The organism is Halomonas sp. LBP4, from assembly GCF_003202205.1.
GTDB classification, from domain to species: Bacteria; Pseudomonadota; Gammaproteobacteria; order Pseudomonadales; family Halomonadaceae; genus Halomonas; species Halomonas flagellata.
On record NZ_PDOG01000001.1, the window covers coordinates 318,173 to 343,018 of the forward strand.

General features: G+C 67.8%; 23 protein-coding genes and 1 pseudogene. 4 read left to right on the forward strand and 20 right to left on the reverse strand.

Annotation, left to right across the window (positions count from 1 at the left end):
• Positions 1 to 18: 18 nt before the first annotated feature.
• Both CR157_RS01500 and CR157_RS01505 read right to left on the reverse strand, forming a co-directional pair.
• Positions 19 to 1,281: a type III PLP-dependent enzyme gene (locus tag CR157_RS01500; RefSeq protein WP_110281777.1), complete on the reverse strand. Its 1,263-nt coding sequence runs from the start codon at positions 1,279 to 1,281 to the stop codon at positions 19 to 21.
• On the reverse strand, positions 1,274 to 2,923 hold the full coding sequence (locus CR157_RS01505; protein ID WP_258364037.1) for an IucA/IucC family protein: 1,650 nt from the start codon (positions 2,921 to 2,923) through the stop codon (positions 1,274 to 1,276). Before CR157_RS01505 ends, CR157_RS01500 begins: the two co-directional genes overlap by 8 nt.
• 677 nt (positions 2,924 to 3,600) lie before the next feature.
• Here CR157_RS01505 and CR157_RS01510 point away from each other — a divergent pair.
• The 3 genes and pseudogenes from CR157_RS01510 to CR157_RS01520 all read left to right on the forward strand — a co-directional run.
• The gene (locus tag CR157_RS01510) at positions 3,601 to 4,455 is read left to right on the forward strand and encodes an ABC transporter ATP-binding protein (RefSeq protein ID WP_110281779.1); all 855 of its coding nucleotides are present in this window, start codon (positions 3,601 to 3,603) and stop codon (positions 4,453 to 4,455) included.
• Positions 4,452 to 5,387, forward strand: a complete 936-nt coding sequence (locus tag CR157_RS01515) for a sucrase ferredoxin (RefSeq protein ID WP_110281780.1) — start codon at positions 4,452 to 4,454, stop codon at positions 5,385 to 5,387. Before CR157_RS01510 ends, CR157_RS01515 begins: the two co-directional genes overlap by 4 nt.
• 17 nt (positions 5,388 to 5,404) lie before the next feature.
• Positions 5,405 to 5,576, forward strand: a pseudogene (locus CR157_RS01520) (iron chelate uptake ABC transporter family permease subunit); the annotation flags it as partial.
• A 102-nt stretch (positions 5,577 to 5,678) separates the two neighbouring features.
• Here the strand turns inward: CR157_RS01520 and CR157_RS01525 are convergent.
• The 3 genes from CR157_RS01525 to CR157_RS01535 all read right to left on the reverse strand — a co-directional run bounded on the left by CR157_RS01525 (position 5,679) and on the right by CR157_RS01535 (position 8,259).
• Positions 5,679 to 6,290 (reverse strand): superoxide dismutase, encoded by a 612-nt coding sequence (locus CR157_RS01525; RefSeq protein WP_110281781.1) that lies wholly within the window; start codon positions 6,288 to 6,290, stop codon positions 5,679 to 5,681.
• 293 nt (positions 6,291 to 6,583) lie between these two features.
• Positions 6,584 to 7,510 (reverse strand): electron transfer flavoprotein subunit alpha/FixB family protein, encoded by a 927-nt coding sequence (locus CR157_RS01530; RefSeq protein WP_110281782.1) that lies wholly within the window; start codon positions 7,508 to 7,510, stop codon positions 6,584 to 6,586.
• Positions 7,507 to 8,259: an electron transfer flavoprotein subunit beta/FixA family protein gene (locus CR157_RS01535; protein WP_110281783.1), complete on the reverse strand. Its 753-nt coding sequence runs from the start codon at positions 8,257 to 8,259 to the stop codon at positions 7,507 to 7,509. The genes CR157_RS01530 and CR157_RS01535 overlap by 4 nt, the downstream gene beginning before the upstream one ends.
• 623 nt (positions 8,260 to 8,882) lie before the next feature.
• On the opposite strand from CR157_RS01535, the gene CR157_RS01540 reads away from it, so the two are divergent.
• The gene (locus CR157_RS01540) at positions 8,883 to 10,547 is read left to right on the forward strand and encodes an electron transfer flavoprotein-ubiquinone oxidoreductase (protein ID WP_110281784.1); all 1,665 of its coding nucleotides are present in this window, start codon (positions 8,883 to 8,885) and stop codon (positions 10,545 to 10,547) included.
• Between the two features lie 150 nt (positions 10,548 to 10,697).
• On the opposite strand, the gene CR157_RS01545 is transcribed toward CR157_RS01540, so the two are convergent.
• The 15 genes from CR157_RS01545 to fabD form a co-directional block, all read right to left on the reverse strand.
• A complete protein-coding gene (locus CR157_RS01545) occupies positions 10,698 to 11,792 on the reverse strand; it encodes a DegT/DnrJ/EryC1/StrS family aminotransferase (protein WP_110281785.1) in 1,095 nt (364 codons plus the stop codon).
• Between the two features lie 9 nt (positions 11,793 to 11,801).
• Complete coding sequence (locus CR157_RS01550) at positions 11,802 to 12,779, reverse strand: Gfo/Idh/MocA family oxidoreductase (RefSeq protein WP_110281786.1); 978 nt, start codon at positions 12,777 to 12,779, stop codon at positions 11,802 to 11,804.
• Positions 12,780 to 12,855: 76 nt separating this feature from the next.
• A complete protein-coding gene (locus CR157_RS01555) occupies positions 12,856 to 13,671 on the reverse strand; it encodes a sulfurtransferase (RefSeq protein ID WP_110281787.1) in 816 nt (271 codons plus the stop codon).
• Positions 13,668 to 15,881 (reverse strand): ATP-dependent helicase, encoded by a 2,214-nt coding sequence (locus CR157_RS01560; protein WP_110281788.1) that lies wholly within the window; start codon positions 15,879 to 15,881, stop codon positions 13,668 to 13,670. The genes CR157_RS01555 and CR157_RS01560 overlap by 4 nt, the downstream gene beginning before the upstream one ends.
• Entirely contained in the window at positions 15,872 to 16,450 is a 579-nt protein-coding gene (locus CR157_RS01565; RefSeq protein WP_110281789.1) for a DUF1285 domain-containing protein, read from the reverse strand. The genes CR157_RS01560 and CR157_RS01565 overlap by 10 nt, the downstream gene beginning before the upstream one ends.
• 33 nt (positions 16,451 to 16,483) lie before the next feature.
• Positions 16,484 to 17,341, reverse strand: coding sequence for a TatD family hydrolase (locus CR157_RS01570; RefSeq protein WP_110281790.1), 858 nt, complete (start codon positions 17,339 to 17,341; stop codon positions 16,484 to 16,486).
• Positions 17,342 to 17,381: 40 nt separating this feature from the next.
• Positions 17,382 to 17,717, reverse strand: a complete 336-nt coding sequence (locus CR157_RS01575; protein WP_102629181.1) for a PilZ domain-containing protein — start codon at positions 17,715 to 17,717, stop codon at positions 17,382 to 17,384.
• 36 nt (positions 17,718 to 17,753) lie between these two features.
• Positions 17,754 to 18,743 (reverse strand): DNA polymerase III subunit delta', encoded by a 990-nt coding sequence (locus CR157_RS01580; RefSeq protein ID WP_110281791.1) that lies wholly within the window; start codon positions 18,741 to 18,743, stop codon positions 17,754 to 17,756.
• Entirely contained in the window at positions 18,740 to 19,393 is a 654-nt protein-coding gene (tmk, locus tag CR157_RS01585) for a dTMP kinase (RefSeq protein ID WP_110281792.1), read from the reverse strand. The genes CR157_RS01580 and tmk overlap by 4 nt, the downstream gene beginning before the upstream one ends.
• 29 nt (positions 19,394 to 19,422) lie before the next feature.
• Positions 19,423 to 20,427 carry an endolytic transglycosylase MltG gene (gene mltG / locus CR157_RS01590; RefSeq protein WP_110281793.1) on the reverse strand — a complete coding sequence of 335 codons (1,005 nt, stop codon included), beginning with the start codon at positions 20,425 to 20,427 and terminating at the stop codon, positions 19,423 to 19,425.
• Positions 20,428 to 20,470: 43 nt separating this feature from the next.
• A complete protein-coding gene (gene pabC / locus CR157_RS01595; protein WP_110281794.1) occupies positions 20,471 to 21,286 on the reverse strand; it encodes an aminodeoxychorismate lyase in 816 nt (271 codons plus the stop codon).
• A complete protein-coding gene (gene fabF / locus CR157_RS01600) occupies positions 21,286 to 22,524 on the reverse strand; it encodes a beta-ketoacyl-ACP synthase II (protein WP_110281795.1) in 1,239 nt (412 codons plus the stop codon). Before fabF ends, pabC begins: the two co-directional genes overlap by 1 nt.
• 212 nt (positions 22,525 to 22,736) lie before the next feature.
• Positions 22,737 to 22,970, reverse strand: coding sequence for an acyl carrier protein (gene acpP, locus CR157_RS01605; RefSeq protein ID WP_008956801.1), 234 nt, complete (start codon positions 22,968 to 22,970; stop codon positions 22,737 to 22,739).
• A gap of 126 nt (positions 22,971 to 23,096) precedes the next feature.
• Positions 23,097 to 23,840, reverse strand: a complete 744-nt coding sequence (fabG, locus tag CR157_RS01610) for a 3-oxoacyl-ACP reductase FabG (RefSeq protein WP_110281796.1) — start codon at positions 23,838 to 23,840, stop codon at positions 23,097 to 23,099.
• A 34-nt stretch (positions 23,841 to 23,874) separates the two neighbouring features.
• Positions 23,875 to 24,846, reverse strand: a complete 972-nt coding sequence (gene fabD / locus CR157_RS01615; RefSeq protein WP_110281797.1) for an ACP S-malonyltransferase — start codon at positions 24,844 to 24,846, stop codon at positions 23,875 to 23,877.

The window sequence follows — 24,846 nt, forward strand, 5'->3', positions numbered from 1 at the left end:
ACCAGCGAAGCCCCTCGGTCAGCGCACCGGCTCGGCACGCCGATGGCTTCTCGTCTCGGGGGCGCTGCCCTCGCGGCCGTCGCGGACGAAGACCTGATCGGGACGTGGGTGGCACAGGAAGTCCGCGTGAGAGATGTTGTAGCCATAGGCACCGGCCAACGGCAGCACCAGCAGGTCTCCCACCGCCACTCCCTGCAGTTGCTGCTGGCGGCTCAGCACATCCTTGGGGGTACAGAGCTGCCCCACCACGGTCCAGGGCCGGCACTCGCCCTCACGCGCCCGCTGGGGCGCGCGCGGCAGGTGAATGACCGGGTGATTGTGCCCCTGGGCCGCAGGCAAGCGGAACTGGTGCGTGCCACCCCGACAGACCAGAAAGCCTTCCCCATGGCTGACCTTGGTATCGAGCACCTCGATCACGTAGTAGCCACAGAAGGCCGAGAGGAAACGGCCGATCTCGAAGCGCACCAGCGGGGGCTCGTGCATGGCCGCCAGACGCCGTCCCAGGGCCTGGCACAGGCCGGGCCAGTCGAACTGCTCGTACGGCCGGAGATAATTCACGCCGATACCGCCCCCCACGTTGAGCTGGATCACCTGCTCGGGGTGGCGCGCCAGCGCTCGCCACCGGGGCCAGCGCTCCAGATAGGACGACAGGAGCCGCTGGTGTCGCTGCCCGCATGTCTGGTGCGACATGGCATGCACATGGAAGCCAACGAGCGTCAGGTTCGGGGCGTCATCCACCGCCCGCACGGCATCGGCCAGCTGTGCCTCATCGATACCGAACGGCGTGGCGGTGCCGGCCATTCTCAGGCGACTGGAGAGATCCGCGGGCAGCGAGGGGTTGATACGCACGAGCACGGGCTGCACGAGATCCAGCGAGGCCGCTATCGCCTGCAGGCGGGTCACTTCCCCGAGGCTTTCGACATGAAAGGCCTCGACACCTCGGGTCATGGCCTCGTGCATGTCGGCGTCTAGCTTGCCCGGTCCGGAGAGCACCCAGGGGCGCGGCGTCGAACAGGCGCAGGCACGCGCGATCTCGCCACCGGACGACAGCTCCAGCCCATCCACCACGGGCGCCAGCGTATCGATGATGGCCGCCTCGCTGTTGGCCTTGATCGCATAGTAAAGCTCGACGCCCGGCGGCAATGCCGCCTTCATGGCGCCTCCCTGCGCCGCGAGCACCGGAAGGTCATAGAAGAACGCCGCCATGGGGTCGCGGCACGCCTGCCGATGCGCCGCGATGGCATCGAGGATGTGCTCGGGGATCCTGAAATGCTCAGCCATAGGCCACCTCCCTGTCCATGGCCTGGGTGACCTGCCAGGGGTTGGGCAGCGCCACGTACTGGGCCTGCCGGTCTGCCCGGGCCATGAGCCGTAGCTTGAAGTTGGTCTTGCAGGGCAGGTCGCCTCCCTCCAGCAGCGCATCCAGCTCGGGGACTGGCATGCCCAGGGTCTGTCGAACGCGACGCAGCTCTTCCAAGGTGTCCTGCCACAGCGCATCGCCTAGGTCGGGGCGCTGCCAGCTCAGCGCCAGGATCGCCTCGGCGACATGATTGACGAGCAGGCAATAGGCAATGCGGTTCCACCCCTGCTCGCGCCGGTAGGTCATCGACTCCCTGACGCGGGGATGCAGTGACTCCCCCGCGAGCCAGTCCACGCCCTTGTCGCTGGTCAGCTTGACCCCTTCGAAGTCACGCAGCAGCATCTGCCGGGGCATGCCCTCGTCATGAATCAGCACGCAATTCTGCAGATGGGGCTCCATGACGATGCCATGGCGGAAGAACAGCCCCATGACCGGTGCCACCAGTGTGCGCAGGTAGGCCTGGAACCACTGCCGGACCCGGCGTTCCGACGGAAGTGCGTGATCTCCATCGGCAGGCGTCGCACCTTCGATGAAGGACAGCACCATGGGAGCCAGTTGGGCATCACGGGCAAACAGCGTCGCGCTGAGCAGGCAGCGTTCGGGCGAGAACCGCTGACAGAAGTTTTCCCGCAGGATCACGCCAGTCTGCTCGCGGAACCAGCGCTTTACGGCGTCATCGCCCTCGGTCGGTGCCCAGTGCACCGTTGCCGGCTCCTGGGCCACGCAAAGCGCCTCCAGCGCCGCGTCCTTCGATCGGACGAGCCGATGCATGATGCGGTCGATGACCAGCGTGCTTTCCAGCTCGTACCAGGCGTTCTTGCGCACACAATTGGTGATGCGCACATTGAGCGATCCCTTGATGAACCAGGGATGTCCCTCGAGGTACCAGGTGCGCATGGAAGCGGTGGGGGCGGCCCGCCAGCCACTCTGCCCGAGATCGCCGATGACGCCTTCCCCGATCATCTCCGCCACCCGGGCATCCTGCCGGAACAGATCGGCCTGCACCGGATGCATGCTGAGCACCACGCGGCCGCCATCCTCGGCCCTGCTCTGGTCTGCCACATGCGGCAGCACGTCCAGGGCACTCAACCGATTGGCCTGGACACTCAATCCGGCCGCGGGAAAGGAAAACTGGTGCAGGGCCGTGGTGGTGCAGAATTCCGGCGCGTAGGCGGGCTTGTCCTGCAGCAGATGGGGCGGCCATTGCCTGGCCTTGGGCGTGGGATGATTGGGATGGCCGAACCACAACCCCTGCTCACTGCGACGATAATCCGTCAACGGATGGAGCCTGGGTCTTGCGACGGCATGCGCGACGATCGTCGCCATGACGTCCTGGCTCTGCACGACCTGGTCGCACAACTCCTGGTTGAGCGAGCCGTCATGCCACCGGCAGTGGTCCAGCAGCGCGGCGATCAACTCCGCCACCTCGGGGACATGCCAGCCCGTGGCCCCCGCGTCCCGGATATAGACGTCGGAGAGGTAGAAGTGGCTCCCTATCACCGAGCGCCGGTCCACCATCATGAACAGCGAAAGCGATGCCGACCATTCGATCAGCAGAGGCATGCCATGCAGATGCTCCGGCAGGCCTTCCCGCTGGGCTGGCCATCGATAGGACATCGTGTCATGGGGTATTGCCACTTCCTTGATAATGCAATTCAGCAATGCATGCGTGGATGCATGTCGGCTTGTCTCGCCAGGTGAACGAGAGAAACGTGCGTAGCTCATGTGGCCTCCGCAAAAATGCCGTCCTTTAAAGCCCCACCTGCCTTGTGGCCTGCCGTGCCGTCAGCGAAAGGCTCCTGTCTTCGTCGATGGACTTGCGCCGCTGGCCTCTGGCACCTGTTGGCAGGTGAATCCGTGCGTCCCTAGCTAGTCACTTTGCGAAGTTGTACTGGATGGTTGTGCTTGTTGTGTCGATCGAGAGGGTGAGAGCAACCGACTCCTGGCGGAGGCTCTCTGTCCCAGCATGTCGTGGCATCACACCTGAAGCGATCTGAAGCCCGCGTGGCAGCCCACGCCGTGCTTTGCTTGGGAGGGATGCCAAGACCACAATGCGAATGAGAATGATTATTCTAATCGTTAAAATATGAGCTGTCCATGATGATCGAACGATCCGTTCGCTATGTCCTGACAACCCATTGTGCCGAGAAGGCCAGGCAGACGTGCTTCTAGACGTTGAAAATGAGAATGTTTTGCCTTACGGTGCTCCGATCCAGGAACCACACCGACGAGCCAACCCCATGCCCTCGACACCTGCCAAGCCGCCTCGACTGACAGGCGAAGCCCTGCGTGCCGGGTACGAGTCCCGACGCGTACTGGATGGCGTCGATCTGGCGGTGGCCGAGGGCAAGCTGACGGTGCTGCTCGGCCCGAACGGCAGCGGGAAGTCGACGCTGCTGAAGACGCTGGCGCGAACCCTGACACCCAGTGCCGGCCGGGTCTGTCTCGATGGCAAGGATATCCACCGCAGCAATACGCGGGAGGTGGCACAGCGCCTTGGCATCCTGCCGCAGGGGCCTTCCGCACCGGAGGGGCTCACGGTCAGGCAACTGGTCGGCATGGGACGCTTTCCTCACCAGCGGCTGTGGCGACAGGATGCCGAGCGGGATGCCCGTGCCATCCGCGAGGCAATGGCCTATGCCGATGTCACGGACTTTGCCGATCGCAGTGTCGACGCGCTCTCCGGTGGTCAGCGGCAGCGTTGCTGGATCGCCATGGTGTTGGCCCAGGAGACGGACCTGATCCTGCTCGACGAGCCCACCACCTTCCTCGACCTCAAGGTCCAGGTCGATCTGCTGGAGCTGCTGGTCAAGCTGGCCCACGAGCGCGGTCGTACCCTGCTGGTGGTACTGCACGACCTCAACCTGGCCGCGGCCTACGCCGACGTCCTGGTGATGATGCATGAGGGCCGTATCGTGCACTGCGGGCCGCCGGAGACGGTGTTCACCGCCGCCAACCTCAAGCGGGTCTTCGATCTCGATGCCGAGGTGATGCGCGCCCCGAGCACCGGCCGGCCGATCTGTGTGCCAGCCATGGGGGGCGTCAGCGGGGCCGCCGTCGGCCCCGCCCGGACCCACCCGGAGGTCTCGGCATGAGCGCGGTCCAGCACTTCTGCGCCCGGGAAAGCCTCGCCCTGGGCGACCCTCTGGCCGGCACCGCCGCCCATGCCGAACGCAACCTGCTGATCAGTTGGCCCCGTGCCAAGTGGCAGCGCAGCCTGCGCCAGGCCAGCGACATGGCCGCGCCGGTGAAGGCACGCCTCGAGGCCATCGCCGAATCGGGCCGCCGCGTCAACCTGATCCATCGCCGGGGCGAGGACGCCAGCCTTCATCGTGTCTTCCTGATGCCGGAGCGTCGCGAATACCGCGTGCCCCGCGAGGAACTCGACGACTTCCTCGCGGCCCTCTCCCGGGGCGAGGCTCCGTCGCGCTGGCACCGGGGTACCGTCGAGCCTTCCCTGATCCTGTGCTGCACCCATGGCAAGAAGGACAAGTGCTGCGCCAAGTTCGGCTTCGCCACCTACAAGGCCATCGCCGAGGCCATCCGCGACCAGGCCCTGCCCTTCGAGGTGTGGGAAAGCACCCACCTGGGGGGCTGCCGTCTCGCGGCCAGCGCCGTGGTCTTCCCCGCCCTGCGCAAGTACGGCCGCATCACCGACGCGGATGTCGTACCGCTGCTCGAGAGCGAGGCCGCGAATCGCCCCTACCTGCCCTGCTACCGGGGAGACTCACGGCTCACCCCGTTGGCGCAGTGCGCCCAGGTCGCCGCCCTGGAATGGCTCGCCGCGAGGCATCTCCAGGCCGAGGTCGAGGTGGCCGAGCCATCCGATCCCGAGGCGGCGTCCTGTCGGCTGATCGCCGAGTGGCAAACCACCGACGCCCATGGCCGCCTGGCCATCACTTGTGTCCAGCGCACTCTCGAACGTTTCGATACCTGCGCCGATCTCGATGCCGACACGCCTAAACCCGGGCGAGTCTGGGACGTCATCGGCATCGCGCAGTTGGAGCCGGCAACGTCCCCGTATTGATAAGGCTTATCATTCGCCGACTGCTGGGCTTCAGCCGGGCACGCACGCACCTGCTCGGTCGGGGCCCTGCTGATGGTGCTCGCCGACTGGCTCGGTCGCCAGTGGCTCTTCCCGCAGGAGATCCCCGCCGGCCTGGTCGCCTCGCTGCTGGGCGGCGCCTACTTCATGTGGGGCTTGAGGAGGCTTTGAGATACCCACACCACGCGAAGAACCCCGCCTTGAGCGGGGCCCTTCGCACCGTGGATGACTCCCGACGAGACGCCACCCTTGCAACCATGCAATGTCGGCGAATCAGCCAGTGGCCTGCTGGTAGCGCCGCTCGACCTCGTCCCAGTCGATCACGTTGAAGAAGGCGGCGACATAGTCCGGACGCTTGTTCTGGTACTTCAGGTAGTAGGCGTGCTCCCAGACATCCAGCCCCAGGACCGGCGTGTTGCCGTGCGAGATCGGGCTGTCCTGGTTCAGGGTATTCTCGACCACCAGCTTCCCGTCCGGCGACACACTCAGCCAGGCCCAACCGCTGCCGAAGCGACCCAGTGCCGCCTTGGTGAAGGCTTCCTTGAAGGCATCGAAGCCACCCAGTTCGCTGTCGATGGCAGCCGCGACCTTGCCCTTGGGGGCACCACCGCCGTTGGGCGACATCATCAGCCAGAACATCGAGTGGTTGGAGTGGCCACCGCCATTGTTGATGACGGCCTGGCGCTTCTCCTCGGGCACCCGGTCGAGGCTGGCGAGCAGCTCGTCCACCGGCACTTCCTCGAGGCCGGTGCCTTCCAGGGCCCCGTTGAGGTTGTTGATGTAGGTCTGGTGGTGCCGGGTGTGGTGAATCTCCATGGTCATAGCATCGATGTGCGGCTCCAGGGCATCATAGCCATAGGGCAGCTCGGGTAATGTATGCGGCATAGTGACTCCTCCGTGAATGAACTGAGCGAGGCAAATGCCTCGTGACCTCAACTACAAAGGATGGCAGACACCCGCCCTGGACGCTAATAATTCCCGTTATCGCTCATATAGACAGAGGTTATGGAGCCTCCCGACACGACGACGCCGGCCCCATCGTGGGCCGGCGTCGTGACGCGAGCTGCGGGATCACGCTCGTCGTTACAGCTTGCTTTCCAGTTCCGGCAGGGCCTCGAAGAGATCCGCCACTAACCCGGTGACCGTCGAGAGCGCCACCTGGAAGATCCCGATCTTCGTCACAGTTTCTGCTCGAGTTCCGGCAGCACCTCGAACAGGTCGCCGACCAGACCGTAATCGGCCACCTGGAAGATCGGCGCCTCCTCGTCCTTGTTGATGGCGACGATCACCCTGGAGTCCTTCATCCCCGCCAGGTGCTGGATCGCGCCCGAGATGCCCACGGCGATATACAGCTCCGGGGCGACGATCTTGCCGGTCTGGCCCACCTGCATGTCGTTGGGCACGAAGCCGGCGTCCACCGCGGCTCTTGATGCGCCGATCGCCGCGCCGAGCTTGTCGGCGATGCCGTCGAGCAACTTGAAGTTCTCGCCGCTGCCCATGCCGCGGCCACCGGAGATCACCACGCGGGCGGCACCCAGCTCGGGGCGGTCGCTCTGGGCGAGTTCTTCCTTGACGAAGGTGGACTGGGTGTTCTCCACCACCGTCTCCACCGCCTCCACGCTGGCGCTGCCCGTTTCGGCCACGGCATCGAAGGCGGTGGCGCGCACGGTGATCACCTTGAGCGGGTCGTCGCTTCTGACCGTGGCGATGGCATTGCCGGCGTAGATCGGCCGCTGGAAGGTGTCGGCGCTCTCCACGGCGATGATCTCGGAGAGCTGCGACACCTCCTTGAGGGCGGCGACGCGCGGCAGCACGTTCTTGCCGGTGGTGGAGGCCACCGCCAGCACATGAGTGTAGTCGCCGGCAAGGTCCGCAAGCAGCGCGCTCAGCGGCTCGGCGAGCTGGTGGGCGTAGGCGGCATGGTCGGCGACGCGGACCTTGTTGACGCCGTCGAGCCTGGTGGCGGCTTCGGCCACCGCGCCGACATTCTCGCCGGCGACCAGGATATCGATGTCACCACCGATCTGCTGCGCCGCCGCGACCACCTGGGCGGTGGCGCCGACCAGGACGCCGTCGTGATGTTCGGCCAGGACCAGGATGCTCATGAAATCACCTTCGCTTCGTTCTTGAGTTTCTCGACCAGCTCGTCCACCGAGCCCACCTTGATGCCGCCCTGGCGTTCGGGGGGCGGCTCGACCTTGAGCAGCGTGACCCTGGAGGCCACCTCGACGCCCAGCTCGTCCGGCGTCTTGACGGCCAGCGGCTTCTTCTTGGCCTTCATGATGTCGGGCAGCTTGGCGTAGCGCGGCTCGTTGAGGCGCAGGTCGGTGGTGACGATGGCCGGCAGGGTCAGTTCGACGGTCTGCAGGCCGCCGTCGATCTCGCGGGTCACCTGGGCCTTGTCGTTCTCGATGACCACTTCGGAGGCGAAGGTGCCCTGGGGCAGGCCGGTCAGCGCGGCGAGCATCTGGCCGGTCTGGTTGTTGTCGGTGTCGATGGCCTGCTTGCCGAGGATCGTGAGGCCCGGCTGCTCCTCCTCGACCACCTTGGCCAGCAGCTTGGCCACCGCCAGCGACTCGACACGCTCATCGGTCTGGACGTGCACGGCGCGATCGGCACCCAGCGCCAGGGCGGTGCGCAGCTGCTCCTGGGCGGCCTTGGGCCCGACGGTGACGGCAACCACTTCAGTGGCCACCCCGCGCTCCTTCAGGCGCACCGCCTCTTCCACGGCGATCTCGCAGAAGGGATTCATGGCCATCTTGACGTTGGTGAGGTCGACGTCGGAGTGGTCCGGCTTGACCCGGATCTTGACGTTGTAATCGATGACGCGTTTGACCGCGACGAGTACTTTCATGGTGTCCTCGCTTGGTTCACTCTAACGAACCGTCTGGTTAGGAACATACCGACCATGCCGGCTCGGCAGCGGGCGCATCAGCGTGTCCTTAGAACCGGTTGACACGCCCTTATACGTTTCATGCAAGCGTTTGATAGACGCCGCACCAAAAAAACCCACCCAATGTGCCATAGCCGGGACCATGGCAACAATCCCCCCATGGCGGGCCCAGGGCTATCGCAGTTGACTGTCGCGAGGGGCGCCGGGGGCAGGCCGAAGAGGAGGTCCTGCGCCAGGGGTGAGGAGCACTGCTCCGAACGGGCTGGCCACGGATGGCCAGCACCGGTCCTGCAAGCGAAGCGGACGCGAGAGCGAAGCAGGGCGTCGTACGCCCATGGAGGGGTTTACAGCGCCTCCTCGCAGGCCTGCCGGCGGATCAGCCCCGAGCCATGCTGCTATCTGCGGTTGCCCCGCATGGCGGGCCAGAGGCGGCGCGACCGCACATTGGCCATCGTAGGGGTGACCTGAGTCGTTTATTATGCCTATCATGGAGAATATCGAGAAGCAAACGACCGTTTCAAAACCTTTCGGCGTTGGTGCTATTCGCAGGATCCCCGCGTCGGCGGTGAGGGAGGAGAGTGCAGGTGGAACAAGTAGAACGTGAATCCATGGACTTCGACGTGGTCATCGTCGGCGCCGGCCCCTCGGGCCTGTCGGCGGCGTGCCGCCTGATGCAGCAGGCGAACGAGGCCGAGCAGGAACTGACCGTGTGCGTGGTGGAAAAGGGCTCCGAGGTGGGGGCCCATATTCTCTCCGGGGCGGTCTTCGAGCCCCGCGCCCTGCAGGAGCTGTTCCCCGACTGGGAGGCGCGCGGCGCCCCCCTGACCACGCCGGTGATTCGCGACGAACTCTACCTGCTCAAGAACGGCGAGAAGGCCCAGAAACTGCCCAATGCCCTGGTGCCGAAGTCGATGCACAACACCGGCGGCGATCTCACCCGCTACGTGATCAGCGCCGGCAACCTCTGCCGCTGGCTCGCCGAGCAGGCCGAGGGGCTCGGGGTGGAGATCTTCCCTGGCTTCGCCGCCCAGGAGACGATCATCGAGGATGGCGTGGTCAAGGGCATCCTGATCGGCGATATGGGCATCGGCGCCGATGGCCAGCCCAAGGACAGCCATATGCCGGGCATGGAGCTGCGCGCCAAGTACACCCTGTTCGCCGAGGGCTGCCACGGGCACCTGGGCAAGCGGCTGATCGAGCGCTTCGGGCTCGACGCGGGCAAGGACCCGCAGCACTACGGCATCGGCCTCAAGGAGCTGTGGGACATTCCCGCCGACAAGCACGAACCCGGCCTGGTGCTGCACGGCTCCGGCTGGCCGCTGGACAAGCACACCCACGGCGGCTGGTTCCTCTACCACGCCGAGAAGGCGCAGGTCGTCGTCGGCCTGATCATGGACCTCTCCTACCAAAATCCCTGGCTGTCGCCGTTCGACGAATTCCAGCGCATGAAGCACCACCCGGTGCTCAAGCAGTACCTGGAGGACGGCAAGCGGGTCTCCTACGGCGCCCGGGCCATCACCAAGGGCGGGCTCAACTGCCTGCCGAAGATGACCTTCCCCGGGGGCCTGCTGATCGGCTGCGACGCCGGCACCCTGAACTTCGCCAAGATCAAGGGCCTGCACACCGCCATGAAGTCGGGCCTGGTGGCCGCCGAGGCGGTGTTCGAGGCGATCGCCCAGGGCGATGAAGGCGGCAATGAGCTGACCGCCTTTACCGTGCAGTGGGAGCAGAGCTGGGCCTATGCCGAGCTCAAGGAGAGCGCCAGCTTCGGGCCGGCGATCCACAAGTACGGCACCGTCGGCGGCGGCGCCTACAACTTCCTCGACCAGCTGCTCGGCGGCAAGCTGCCCAACATCCACGACACCACGCCGGACCATGCGACGCTCAAGCCCGCCAGCGAGTGCGAGAAGATCGACTACCCCAAGCCGGACGGCAAGCTCTCCTTCGACAAGCTCTCCTCGGTGTTCCTGTCGAACACCAACCACGAGGAGGATCAACCCTGCCACCTGAAGCTCGAGGACCCGGAGCTGCCGATCCGCGACAACCTGCCCCGCTACGCCGAGCCGGCCCAGCGCTACTGCCCGGCGGGGGTCTACGAGGTAGTGGAGGGCGATGACGGCAAGCCGAGGTTCCAGATCAACTTCCAGAACTGCGTGCACTGCAAGACCTGTGACATCAAGGACCCGGCCCAGAACATCACCTGGGTGGCGCCGGAGGGCGGCGGCGGGCCCAACTATCCCAATATGTAACCCGGCTTCGCCGGGAGCTCGAAGCCATAAGCTATAAGAAAAACCGTCGCCACTGGCTGGGCCAGTGGCATCTTTTTGGCTTACGGCTCCCGGCGTAGCCGGGTCGGGCATTCTTCCAGCTTCAAGCTTCCAGGCGCGAAGCGCCGCTCTTCAAACTCCAGGCAAAGCCTGGCGTAGCGCCTCCACCACCCGCTCCTGCTGCTCGGCCTCGAGGTAGGGATGCATCGGCAGGCTGAGGATCTCTTCGCATACCGCCTCGGTGACCGGCAGGTGACAGTCGGGGTCCGCCAGCGCCGGCTGACGGTTGAGCGGCAGCGGGTAGTGAACGGCGGACGGCACCCCGGCTTCGGTCAGGCGCGCCTGCACCTCCTCGCGGCGCGGCACGCGAATGCTGTACTGGGCATAGACGCTGGTGTTGCCGTCCGCGACCCGAGGCGTGGTGGTGATGCCCGCCTGCTGCAACCAGCGGTCGTAGCGTTCCGCCACCGCCTGACGCAGTACCACCTCCTCGTCGAAGATCTCTAGCTTGGCCAGCAGCACGGCGGCCTGCAATGTGTCCAGGCGGCTGTTCATGCCCAGCCGCGAATGGTGGTAGCGTCGCGCCTCGCCATGACGGGCCACCAGGCGGATCGCTGCGGCCAGCTCGGCGTCGTCGGTGAACAACGCGCCGCCGTCGCCGTAGGCGCCCAAGGGCTTGCTGGGAAAGAAGCTGGTGCAGGCCACCCGGCTCAGCGCGCCGGAGCGCCGGCCGTGCTGGGTGGCGCCGAAGCTCTGGGCGGCATCCTCGATCACCGCCAGGCCATGGCGTTTGGCCACCTCGCCGATCGCTGTCATGTCGGCGCACTGGCCGAACATCGATACCGCCATGATGGCCCGGGTGCGAGGCGTGATGGCCGCCTCCAGCTGGTTGGCATCGAGCAGGTAGGTGTGCGGGTCGATGTCCACGTAGACCGGCCGGGCACCCAGCAGCACCACGCTCTCCGCCGAAGCGACGAAGGTGAAGCCGGGCACGATGACCTCGTCGCCCGGCCCGATACCCAGCGCCATCTGGGCGATCTGCAGTGCATCGGTGCCGTTGGCGCAGCCGATGCAGTGCGCCACCCCGACACGCGCCGCCAGGCGTTGCTCCAGCTCGTCCACCTCGGGGCCGAGCACGAAGCGTCCATGGGCCAGCACGGCCTGAATGGCGGCATCGAGCCGCGGCTTGATGCGTGCCTGCTGGGTAGCGAGATCGATGAAGTCCATGCCTTTTCCTCAGTTGTGCCCGACGTTGGCGCTGTAGCGGCGCGGAGAGAGCCTGCTCAGCTGGGGATGCGCCTCTCCCTCCCGAGGCGGCTCGGGTTGTGCCAGGCGCAGGCTGTGCACGGTTTCCAGGCAGTGGCGCACGGCATCGATGCCGAAGCCGCGCCCGGCGAGGATCTCGCGGTAGCTGACGGTATGCAGATCGTCGAAGCCGCTGGAGAACTCGAACAGCTCGCCGTCGCAGGTGATGCTGCGATAGGTGGACTGCCGCCCGCGCACGCTCTCCGGCAGGTCCTCGGCATCGATGGAGAGGAACCAGCGTACCCGCGCCTTCTCGTACTCCAGATAGCCGGCGGCCTTGTGATCGTCACGATAGTGCAGGACCTCTTGCTTGAGCTCGCCGAAGATCAGATACAGCATGTCGAAGAAGTGGATACCGATTTCGGCGACCACGCCGAAGGACTTGCGCGAGTCGCCTTTCCAGCTGGCCAGGTACCAGGGACCGCGCGCCGTGATATAGGTCAGCTCCACCTCGTAGGGGGTATCCCGGTTTTCGGCGGCCACCTTGTCGCGCAGCTCATGGATCGCCGGGTGGTGGCGCAGCTGCATGATGCTGTAGACGCGCCGATCGGTCTCCTCCTCGACGAGCCGCAGCTCGTCCAGCTGAGCCGGGGTGGGCACCAGCGGCTTCTCGCAGATCACGTCACAGCCCAGCTGCAGGCCGGCGGTGATGTGCGCCCCGTGCAGGTGGTTGGGTGAGCAGACCACCAGGTAGTCGATGGGTGACTCGCCCATGCGACGCAGCCGCCAGGCATGTTCGAGAAAGCACTCGAATTCGGTGAAGAAGGCACAGCCCGGCGCCATCGAGTCGATGATGCCCACCGAGTCGTTGATGTCATAGGCGGAGATCAGAGAATGGCCAGTCTCCTTGATAGCCTGCATATGGCGGGGGGCGATATAGCCGGCCGCACCGATCAACGCAAAGTTCATGCTTCCCACTGGCGTCTCCTTCAAGCCTGAATCCATAGAATAACTGCAGTATCTGGGGCCACACGGTAGAGGCGTGCTAGGCGATGGGCCGTCTCGGGTCGCGGATCCACTCGCTCCAGGAGCCGGCATAGAGCTTCGGCAGCGGGCGCCCGGCGACCGCATAGGCGAGGATGTTGTGACAGGCGGTGACCCCGGAGCCACAGTAGGCGATCACCGCCTCGGCGTCGGGCAGTTCCGCATCCAGTGCCTCGGGCGACTTGAAGCGACCCTCGGCGGTGAGATTGTCGGCGCTGGGGTGACAGACCGCCCCGGGAATATGGCCGGCGACCGGGTCGATGGGTTCGACCTCGCCGCGGAAACGCTCGTGGCTGCGCGCATCGACCTTCAGCGCACGACCGGAGAAGACCTGGTCGGCATCGACCAGCACCGCCTCCTGGAAGCGCGGGGTCCAGCCACTCGGCGCGGGAGTCGCCTCGCGCCCCAGGGGCAGCTCACCGCCCTGGTCCTGCCAGGCGCGCAGCCCGCCGTCGAGCACGCGCACATCGGGATGACCGGCCCAGCAGGCAAGCATCCACCAGGCCCTTGCCGCGGCCAGCTGGCCGCCCATGTCATCGTAGACCACCACCGACTGTCCGGGAGCGATGCCGAGGCGCTGCACCGTCGCCGTGAATGCCTCGGGTGTGGGCAGCGGGTGCCGGCCCCCCTCTCCGGCCGGTGCGGCCAGGTCGCGATCGAGATCGAGGTGCAGGCTGCCGGGCAGGTGCCCCTCGCGCCAGAGTCGCTCGCCGGCGGTGGCGTCGCCCAGCCGGGCGCGGCAGTCGAGAATCCTCGGCGGGTGGGCCCCGTTGAGGGCCTCGGCCAGCTCGGTGGCCGTGATCAAGGCGCGTGTCATGCCTGGACTCCTTCGAGCAGTTCGATGGGCGCCCGGCGCGCGATCAGCCGTCGCCGACCGGCCTGCCGGAAACGCACCTCGATCACCGGGTTGTCCGGATCGCCCTCCACCACGGCGATCTCGCCCTCGCCGAAGACCGCGTGCCGCAGCCGTCGGCCGACGCTGAACTCGACGCCACCGGGCGGTGGCTCGGCGATGCCGGCCGCCTCGGGCGTGGCCGCGGTCAACGGCAGGGACCGGCCGAGTGCCGCCAGATAACGCCCGACCAGCTCGGGAGACGACACCGTCAGCGGTATCGGATACTCGACGTCCTCCCCTGCGGCAAGCCGCTCGGTGACCCGCCGGCAGTCCTGCCAGGCGGTCTCGGCGATGAAACGGCTGGAACGGTGATCGCCGCCGTCGTGGACGACCAGCAACCGCTCCCTGGCCCGGGTGATGGCCACGTAGAAGAGCCGCCGCTCCTCCTCGAGGCGCCGGGGCGAGAGCGGGTTGTCACGGCTGTAGTGGGGGAAGTCCTCCTCGTTGGTGCCGCCGAGCAGCACCAGCGGCCACTCCAGCCCCTTGGCGCCGTGCACGGTGGTGATCAGCACCCCATCGTCGCGGTTCGCCACCGGCCGGCGCAGCAGTTCGACGAACGCCTCGGTGTCGCCGCCCAGCTCTGCGGCCTGCTCGATCAGCACGTCGAGCAGCCGCACGTCCTCCTCGCCCTTGTCGCGCCGTGCGGCGGCTCGCTTGAGTACCTTCTCGGCCTCGACGCTCTCGACCACGTGCTCGAGCAGCCGGGCCGGTGGCCAGTTGCCCAGTCTCGGCAGTTCGCAGAGCAGTGCCCAGCGCCGCTTGAGGGTGCGCCGCTGGTGCGGCTTGAGTCCCTCGAGCAGGGGGTCGTGGCGTTCCGGCCAGCGCTGGGTCTCGGCCAGGCGCACGGCCAGGGCAGACAGGCGCTCCCGGGCCACGAAGGGGGTCGGCTGGGCCAGCAGCAGCTGCAGGTGGCCCGGGTCCTGCAGGAGGCCCGGCGCCCGGGCCAGCATCAAGTAGCCGGCCAGCGCCTGCACCAGCGGCAGGCGGAAGACGAAGCGGTCCTCCCGGGCGAGCCGGAACGGCAGGCCGGCCTTGAGCAGCGCCAGTTGCAGCGGCACCGACAGCGCCCAGCTGCGCACCATCAGGCAGGCTTCGTCCAGCCGTCGTCCCTCCTGCTGCCAGGCCTCGAGCTCCTCGAGCAGCGCCCGTCCGCCCTGCCCGACCGCCAGACGGGTCGGCGGGTTGCCCGGTGCCGCCAGGCAGAGCTGGTCGGGGCGCCGGCGGTTGGCCGCGATGGCATGGTTGGCGGCCAGCGCCAGGGCATGGCCATGGCGGAAGGTGGTGGAGAGCGGATAGTCACGGGCCTCGCCGAAGGTGGCGGTGAAACGCTCGAGCATGGTGTCGGGGTGAGCGCCGCGCCACTCGTAGATGCACTGGTTGGCATCGCCCACCGCCATCACCGCGGCGTCGCGGCCGGCGAGCAGCGCCAGCAGGCGCTGCTGGGCCACGTTGATGTCCTGATACTCGTCGATGATCACGTGGTCGAGGAAGCCCTGGACCCGACGGCACAGGCCGGCGTCGGCCTCCAGCACCTCGAGGGGGCGGTAGAGCAGGTCCGCATAGCTCATCAGTCCCTGGTCGGCGAGAAGCCGCTCGGCGTGGACGAAGGCCGCCGGGAAGTGGTCGGTCTGCTCGCCGAAGTCGAGCCGGTCGAAGAGCTCGGCGGGACCGACCATCTCGGCCTTCACCAGCGAGCAGAAGTGCGCCAGGGCCTCGAGGCGTTCGCCGTCCAGCGCCGCCTCCCGGGCCTCGGGCTCGTCGGCCAGCGCCTCCAGGGTAGCCTGGCGCAGCAGCCGCTCCAGCTGCCAGTCGGCGGTGAGCAGTTCCCGCGGTGCCAGCGCGCCCCAGCGGGTCAGGCTGAGGGTGAGCCGGTGACCGAGGGAGTGAAAGGTGCGCACATCCGGCAGCGGCTGCCCGGGCGGTGCCATGGCCACCAGGCGGGCCTGGAAATCCTCGCGGGCCGAGCGGTTGAACATCAGCACCAGGATCCGCGACGGCGGTACCCCCCGATCGAGCAGGTGGAGCACGCGGGCCACCATGGTGGTGGTCTTGCCGGAACCGGCCACCGCGGCGACCCGGGCGTGGCCACGGTCATGCTCGACCACGGCCCGCTGTTCGGCGGTCAGCTGCATGCCGAACCGCCGTCGAGAGGCCCGTTCTCCTCCAGCCGACCGAGGGGCTGCCAGACGCCGCCGCTCACCAGCCCCAGCTCCTGGCCGCCGCCAGGCAGGTCACGGGTCTCGGCCAGCTCCACCAGGCGATAGTAGAGATTGCGGCCCAGCCGGGCGGCGAGACCGAAGCGCACCGGCACCTCGGGCACCACCTCGCCACGGGGCGTCTCGCTCAGGCTCAACCGATGCTGCGCGCTCAGCAGCAGGCGATCGCCGACATTGGTGGTGAGCCACCAGCCACCGCCCTCGTCGGGCTCGGCATCGACGACCAGGAAGGGGCGATCCTCGACCCGGATGCGCTGTTTCTCCGCCGGGGTCACCAGGTAATAGGCGCCGTCGGTCTCGCGCCGGAGGATCGTCGAGAGCAGCCGCACCAGCCGCGGCCGGGCGATGGCCACGCCCTCGTGTATCCAGCGGCCGTCGGCGGCGATCAGCAGGTCCATCTCGCCCTGGTGCTCGGGGTGCCAGGACGCCACCGGCGGGATCTCGCCTTCCGGGTCGATATGGGCCAGCAGCGGATCGAGGGTCATGGCGGCGCTCTCCTGACGGTTTCCCTCCATAGCTTAGATCAGCCCTGCCCGAGCCAGGTCGTCGCGCACCGACGCGGAGGCCCGGGGTGCCGCGGCGCGGAACAGCTGGTAGAAGTTGGCGGTGGTCTGCATGGCCACCTCATCGACGCTGATACCGCGCTCGGCGGCGATACATTCGGCAACCTCCACCACCCAGGCCGGCTCGTTGGGCTTGCCGCGGTGCGGCACCGGCGCCAGGTAGGGGCTGTCGGTCTCGATCAGCAGGCGGTCCAGGGGAATGCGCCGGGCCAGCTCGCGGATCGAAGCGGCGTTGCGGAAGGTGACGATGCCGGAGAGCGAGATGTAGAAGCCGTGGCGCACCGCCTCCCGGGCCATGTCCAGGTCCTCGGTGAAGCAGTGCAGCACGCCGCCCACCCCAGGGTCGGTGTGCTCGCGGATCAACGCCAGGGTGTCCTCGCGTGCCTCGCGGGTGTGGACGATCACCGGCAGTTCCAGCTCGCTGGCGGCGATCAGCTGGCGCCGAAAGCGCTCGAGCTGCACATCGCGCGAGGGCACCGCCTCCGCGCCCTCGATACGTGAGCCGTCGAGATAGTGGTAGTCGAGCCCGGTCTCGCCGATGGCCACCGCCTCGCAGCGCTCGGCCACCTCCTTGATCGCCTCCACGGTCGGCTCCTCGGGCACCCGATGCAGGGGATGGACCCCGGCGGAGATCACCACGTCGTCATGCTCGCGGGCCAGGGCGGCGAGGGGGGCCACGTCCTCCAGGGTCACGGCAATGGCCAGGAACTGGCGCACGTCACGCGCACGGGCGGCGGCGAGGGTCGCCGCCAGGTCGCCGTCATGGGTGCGGGGGTCGAGGCGATCGAGATGGCAGTGGGAATCGACAAACATTGAATGACATACCAGATGAATGAATTAAGCCCGAAGCCCGTCAGAGCGTATAGGTGGGCGTGCCCTTGTCCAGCTGCCCGGCCAGCAGGCTCTCCATGCGGGCGCGGACCGCCTGGTCCTCGGCGCTGAAGTGGATGCCGATCCCGGGCACGCGGCGGCCGGCGACCCCCTCCGGGGAGACCCAGACCACCTGGCCGGTGACCGGGACACGCTCGCTCTCGCCGGGCAGCATCAGCAGCAGGAAGACCTCCTGGCCCAGTTCGTAGCGTTCGCGGGTGGGCACGAAGATACCCCCTCGCTCCAGCGACGGCATGTAGGCGGAGAGCAGGGTCGGCACATCCTGGATGGTCAGGGAGAGGGCTTTCTGAGCGGCCATGGGCGACACCTCGTGGAGTGATCCGTCATGGAGTGTTCAGGAACGCAGCAGCGCAGACCAGCGCACCAGCCAAGCTTCCAGCACCAGCTGGGGATTGGGGTTGCCCCCTGCGGCGAGCAGGCGGCGCTGCTCGCGAGCGTAGTCGAGCAGGCGAAACCAGTCCTGCACTCGGCCATTCTTGACCGCCTGGCGATAGAGCGGCAGCAGGTCGGGGTTGCGCAGCTCGCGCCCCTCTCCGGAGAGCCCCAGGCGGATCAGGTCCTCCAGCCAGGCGATACCGTACCACAGGATCGCCTCGGTCGACTGTCGCTCCAGCCGTAGCGCCTCGGCCACCGGCTCAGCGCCGCGCACCAGCGCCTCGAAGGTCTCGACGAGCTGCTGGCGCAGGGCACGGGCGTCCGGTTCGGCCTGGGCCAGGGCTTCCAGCGGCAGGCCACCGGCCACCCGCCACCAGAAGCGGGCCTCCTCCTCGCTGCCCAGGCGCTCGGCCAGCCAGGCCGTGCAGTCGGCTTCGGGCGGCGGCGCCAGGGGCCAGTGCTGGCAGCGCGAGCGGATGGTCGGCAGCATCCGCGAGGGGATATCGGAGAGCAGCAGGAAGAGGGTACGGTCGCCCGGTTCCTCCAGGCTCTTGAGCAGGGCGTTGGCGGCGGCCACGTTCATCGCCTCCGCCGGCGAGATCACGATCACCCGGTAGCCTCCCTGCTGGGCGGTCTGGCCGACGAAGTCGTTGACCTCGCGGATCGGGCCGATGCGGATCTGCCGCTTGCCCTCCTCCGGGCCGACCCGCAGCAGGTCCGGGTGATAGCCGGCGGCCAGCATGCGACAGCCGTGGCAGCGACCGCAGGCGGTCTCGCCGGGATCGGCGCACAGCACCCAACCGATCAGCGCCTCGGCCAGCGACTGCTTGCCGACGCCCCGGGGGCCGGAGAGCAGCAGGGCGTGGGGCAGCCGGCCGGCCCGGGCCTGGTCGGTCAGCGCGCGGAAGCGCGGCGCCAGCCAGGGCAACGGCCGCAGCGTCTCGCTCATCCCCATGACGCCACCCGGGTCTCGAGCTCACTCAGCAGGCGCGCCTGCACCGTCGGCAGATCGGCCGAGGCATCGATCACCACTATGCGCCCGGGGGCCGCGGCCGCCCGTGCCAGGTAGGCCTGGCGTACCGTCTCGAAGAAACTCGCGCGCTCGCGCTCGAAGCGGTCACGCTCGCCACCGTCCCGGTCGAGCCGGCCCTCCAGGCGCTGCTGGGCGGCCTCCATGGGCATGTCCAGCAGCAGGGTCAGGTCGGGCTCGAGGCCGCGCTGGACGAAGGCCTCCAGCTCGGCGATGCGGGACACTTCGATGCCGCGGCCACCGCCCTGGTAGGCGAAGGTGGCGTCGGTGAAGCGGTCGCAGACCACCCAGGCCCCGCGCGCCAGCGCCGGCCGGATCTTGCGTGCCAGGTGCTGGGCGCGGGCGGCGAACACCAGTAGCAGCTCGGCGTCATGGTCGAGTGGCTCCTCGCCGTCGGGGTCGAGCAGCAGCGCCCGGATCGCCTCGGCACGTGAGGTGCCGCCGGGTTCGCGGGTGCGGACCACCTCGAGGCCGCGCGCCTCGAGCCAGTCGGCCACCAGGGCCAGGTTGGTGGACTTCCCGACCCCTTCTCCCCCTTCCAGGGTGATAAAGCGTCCGCGCCTCGACATAACGACTCCCGGTTGGGCGGGTGGATGGATCAACGATTGCGGATGTAGCGGTTCACCGCATTGTTGTGCTCGCGCAGGGTCCGCGAGAAGTGATGGGTGCCGTCGCCACGGGAGACGAAATAGAGGGTGTCACCCTCGGCGGGCCGTACTGCGGCCTCCAGGGCGGCGCGCCCCGGCAGGGCGATGGGCGTCGGCGGCAGGCCGTCGATGACGTAGGTGTTGTAGGCGGTGGCCTCGACCAGGTCGGCGCGAGTGATGTTGCCCTCATAGCGCTCGCCCATGCCGTAGATCACCGTGGGGTCGGTCTGCAGGCGCATGCCCCGCTCCAGGCGGCGCTTGAACACCCCGGCGATCTCGCGGCGCTCCTCGCCGGCGCCGGTCTCGCGCTCGATCAGCGAGGCCATGATCAGCGCCTCGTAGGGCGAGTCCAGCGGCAGGTCCTCGTCGCGCTCGGCCCAGATCGCCTCGAGGGTCTCCTCCATGCGGGTCAGCGCCTGGCGCAGGATCTCCAGGTCGCTCATGCCCTTGTGGTAGCGATAGGTGTCGGGGAAGAACCAGCCCTCGGGGTAGTCGCCCTCGCGGCCCAGCTCGGCCATCAGCTCGGCGTCGGAGAGCTCGGCGGTGCGGTGCTCGAGCTTCTCGGCCTCGGCGAGCCGCTCGCGCATCTGGCGGAAGGTCCAGCCCTCGGGAATGGTCAACGGGTAGGTGACCACCCGGTCGCTGCCGAGCAGGTCGATCATCTCGCGGCCACTCATCCCCGGCTCGAGCATGTACTCGCCGGCACGCAGACTCGGCACCGACTCGGGCTCGAGCCGGGTGAGCAGCCGGAAGGCCCAGTCGTCGGTGATGACACCGCGGCCGGCCAGGTCGGCCACCACCCGGTTGTAGCCGGCACCGCGCGGCACCTCGTAGAGGGTCGGCTCGTCCACGGCGATCGGCGCGGCCAGGCGCGACTCCCAGTAGCGGTGGCCGGCAAGCAGGGCCACCCCGGCCAGGATGGCCAGTATCAGCAGGATCTTCACTACACGCAGCATGCGCTTCCTCGTTCTGTCAGGCTCCCGCTGCACAGGCTTGCGCTCATGCGGGGAGGGAATACCCCAGCAGGGCGTGGGCCTCGGCCTGCAGCGCCCGGTGATCGGGCGTGATGGCCCAGTGCCGCAGCGCCCTGCCACGGGCGTCATCGAGCCGGGTCACCGGCCACAGCCCCTGCACCGAATTGCCGAGCCACAGCGCCTCGACATCGTCCAGCACCTCGGGGCCCATCCCGACCTCCTGGACCGGCAGCCGGGCCAGCAACGCCTCGCGCAGGGTCCCCGCCACGCCACAGCGATCGAGTCGCGGGGTTTCCAGCCGCCCCTCGCGTTGCCAGAAGAGGTTCATGCAGGTGGCCTCCACCAGCTGCCCTTCGCTGTCGCAGAGCAGCCCCTCCGCGGTATCGGCATCCGACCACTCGGCCCGGGCCAGGACGTTCTCCAGGCGATTGAGATGCTTGAGGCCGGCGAGGGCCGGCTGGATGCCGAGCCTCAGGCGACAGTGACGCACCCGCACGCCCTTCTCCCAGCGCCCGGCGGCCGGGGCGAAGGGGAGGACCTGCCAGCGCAACCGCGGCTCGGGCTCCGCCGGCGGCAGATACCCCCGGCCGCCACTGCCCCGGGTCAGGATCAACTTGAGCACCGCCAGCCCCTGTCCGGCATCGGCCAGCGGGCGCTCCAGCTCGCCCCGGGCCGGCAGGGGAATACCGAGGACCCGACAACCGCGCGCGAGCCGGGCCAGGTGCTCGGCCCAGAGCCGAGGCTCGCCGTCGCGCAGCAGCACGGTCTCGAACAGCCCGTCGCCATAGGCCGGACCACGGTCATCCAGCGGCCAGCCGCTCGGGGTCCCGGAAGCGTCCATCACACCTTCGAAAAGACCAGGGTCCCATTGGTGCCGCCGAAGCCGAAGGAGTTGGACAGCGCCACCTCGATCTTCATCTCGCGAGCGGCGTGCGGCACATAGTCGAGGTTACAGCCCTCCTGGGGGTTGTCCAGGTTGATCGTCGGCGGCGCCACCTGGTCGCGGATCGCCAGCACGCTGAACACCGCCTCCACCGCCCCGGCGGCACCGAGCAGGTGGCCGATCATCGATTTGGTGGAGCTGACCGCCACGGACCTGGCGGCCTCGCCCATCACCCGCTCCACGGCACGACTCTCGGCCAGGTCGCCGGCCGGCGTCGAGGTGCCATGGGCGTTGATGTAGTCGACCACCGCCGGATCGAGACCGGCATCGTGAATGGCATGGCTCATGGCCATGGCCGCACCGCCGCCGTCCTCGGGCGGCAGCGTCATGTGATAGGCGTCGTCGCTCATGCCGAAACCGACCAACTCGGCATAGATGGTCGCACCACGGGCCTTGGCGTGCTCGTAGGCTTCCAGCACCATGACACCGGCCCCGTCGGAGAGCACGAAGCCGTCACGATCGCGATCCCAGGGGCGGCTGGCCGCGGCCGGGTCATCGTTGCGCGTGGAGAGCGCCCGGGCCGCTGAGAAGCCACCGAGGCCCAGCGGCGTGGTGGCCATCTCGGCGCCACCGCAGACCATCACGTCGGCATCGCCATAGGCGATGGTCCGCGCGCTGTAGCCGATGTTGTGGGTACCGGTGGTACAGGCGGTGGTGATGGCGATATTGGGGCCGCGGAAGCCGTGCTGGATCGCCAGGTTGCCCGAGATCATGTTGATGATCGAACCCGGCACGAAGAACGGCGAGATGCGCCGCGCCCCGCTCTTGAGCAGGGCATTATGGTTGTGCTCGATCATCGGCAGCCCACCGATGCCGGAGCCGATCGCCACCCCGATGCGACCGGCATTCTCCTCGGTGCACTCGATCCCGGAATCCGCGATCGCCTGGGCTCCAGCCGCCACGCCGTACTGGATGAACAGGTCCATCTTGCGGGCGTCCTTGGGATTGAGGTAGGGGCTGATGTCGAAGCCCTTCACCGAACCGCCGAAGCGCGTATTGAAGCCGTTGACATCGAAGTGCTCGATGGGGGCGATGCCGCTCTTGCCGGCCAGGATGCTGGTCCAGCTCTCCGCCACGGAATTCCCCACCGGCGTGACCAGACCGAGCCCGGTCACTACAACCCTTCTACGAGCCATCAGCTTTCCTCCAGACAAACTTGGTGACACGACCCCGATAACCGGGGGCCGACATTGCACGCATTATACCCGAGTCTCCCTGCCCTGTGCCGCCGTGACAAGACTTCAAAGAGGCGCGAAATACGGATACGCGAAAGCCGCCCTGACCAGGGCGGCTTTCGTGGGAGGCCGTGCCTCCGGCGCGTCAGCAAGCGGTGTCGACCGCCACCGTCTTACTGGTGGGCGTTGACGTAGTCGATGGCTTCCTGGACGGTGGTAATCTTCTCGGCTTCCTCGTCGGGAATTTCGGTGTCGAACTCCTCTTCGAGCGCCATGACCAGCTCGACGGTATCCAGGGAATCGGCCCCCAGATCCTCGGTGAAGGAAGAGGAGTTCTGAATATCTTCTTCCTTGACGTTCAGGCGCTCGGCCACAACCTTCTTCACGCGCTCTTCAATGGTGCTCATTATGACGTACTCCAGTCGTTCACGTTAGCCGTTCTGATAACCAGCCGCTTCAAAACCGCAAGCCAAAAGCTGCGGGGTAGTTTATAGACGCCCTCGGGCCGGCGCAACCGCCGAACCCCGCGGTCGTCAACGCATGTTCATGCCGCCATTCACGTGCAGGGTCTCGCCGGTGATATAGCCCGCCGTCTCGCCGGTGAGGAAGCCCACCGCCGCGGCGATCTCCTCCGGCTGGCCCAGCCGGGAAAGCGGAATCTGTTTCAGCAGCATCTCGTGCTGCGCCTCGGGCAGCGCCTCGGTCATGTCGGTGGCGATGAAGCCCGGTGCCACCGAATTGACGGTAATGGCGCGTGACGCCACTTCGCGGGCCAGCGCCCGGGTGAAGCCCTCCATGCCGGCCTTGGCCGCAGCATAGTTGGTCTGCCCGAGGTTGCCCATGGTGGCCACCACCGAGCTGATGCAGACGATGCGCCCGAAGCGGGCCCGGGTCATGCCACGCAGGCATGCCTTGCTGACGCGATAGACCGACTTGAGGTTGGTGTCGATCACCGAGTCCCACTCGTCTTCCTTCATGCGCATCAGCAGATTGTCACGGGTGATGCCGGCATTGTTGACCAGGATGGTCGGCACCCCGAACTCCTCACCGATCGCCTTGACCAGCGCATCGACGCTGGCCTGGTCGGTGACGTCCAGCTTGCGACCGGCTCCCTCGATGCCCTGGGCCTTGAGGTCGGCATCGATGCGCTCGGCACCGGCATCGCTGGTCGCGGTGCCGATCACGATGCGGCCCTGGCGGCCCAGCTCGTGGGCGATGGCCCGGCCGATACCGCGGCTCGCGCCGGTGACCAGGGCAACTCTACGCTCGCTTGTCATGGTGATTCCGCCTTCGTCCTGAATTGAGGTGGCGTCAGCCATCGGCTGACGGCGACTGGCCGGCCACGCCCCGGGCCAGCTCCAGGGCAGCGTCCAGGCTGTCGGGATCGTTGACCGCCAGCCCCTTGCTGCCCCGTGCAATCCGCTTGCCGAGGCCGGTCAGCACCTTGCCCGGCCCGCACTCGATGAACACCTGGGCGCCGCGCTCGGCCATGGCCTCGACGCAGGCGGTCCAGCGCACCGGCCGATAGAGCTGCTCGAGCAGCCGTGTGCGCAGGGTGTCCACATCGGCATGGGCCTGGGCATCGACATTCTGGATCACCGTGTAGCGCGGCGCGCGCAGCTCGATCTCGTCCATGGCCGCGGCCAGGCGCTCGGCGGCCGGACGCATCAGGGCACAGTGGGACGGGACCGAGACCGGCAGCGGCATGGCGCGCTTGGCCCCGGCCTCCTGGCACGCCGCGATGGCCCGCTCCACGGCCGCCTTCGCACCGGCGATCACCACCTGCCCCGGGGCATTGTAGTTGACCGCCGAGACCACATCACCCTGGGCGGCGTCGGCACAGGCCTGCTCCACCACGGCATCGTCGAGGCCGAGGATCGCCGCCATGGCACCCTCTCCCACCGGCACTGCCTGCTGCATCGCCTCGCCGCGCAGCTTGACCAGGCGCACCCCCTGGGCGAAGGGCAAGGCGCCGGCACAGACCATGGCGCTGTACTCGCCCAGGCTGTGGCCGGCCATGGCGCCGGGGCGCGGCCCCTCCAGCTCCTGCCAGACCCGCCAGATCGCCACGCTGGCGCTGAGCAACGCCGGCTGGGTGCAGGCGGTGGCATTGAGAGCCTCCTCCGGCCCCTCCTGAACCACCTGCCAGAGGTCGTAACCCAGGGCGTCAGCGGCTTCTTCGAAGGTGGTCCGCACCACGCTGTAGCGTTCCGCCAGCTCCTGCAGCATGCCGATCTGCTGGGAACCCTGCCCGGGGAACACGAGGGCAAGGGGTTGAGTCAT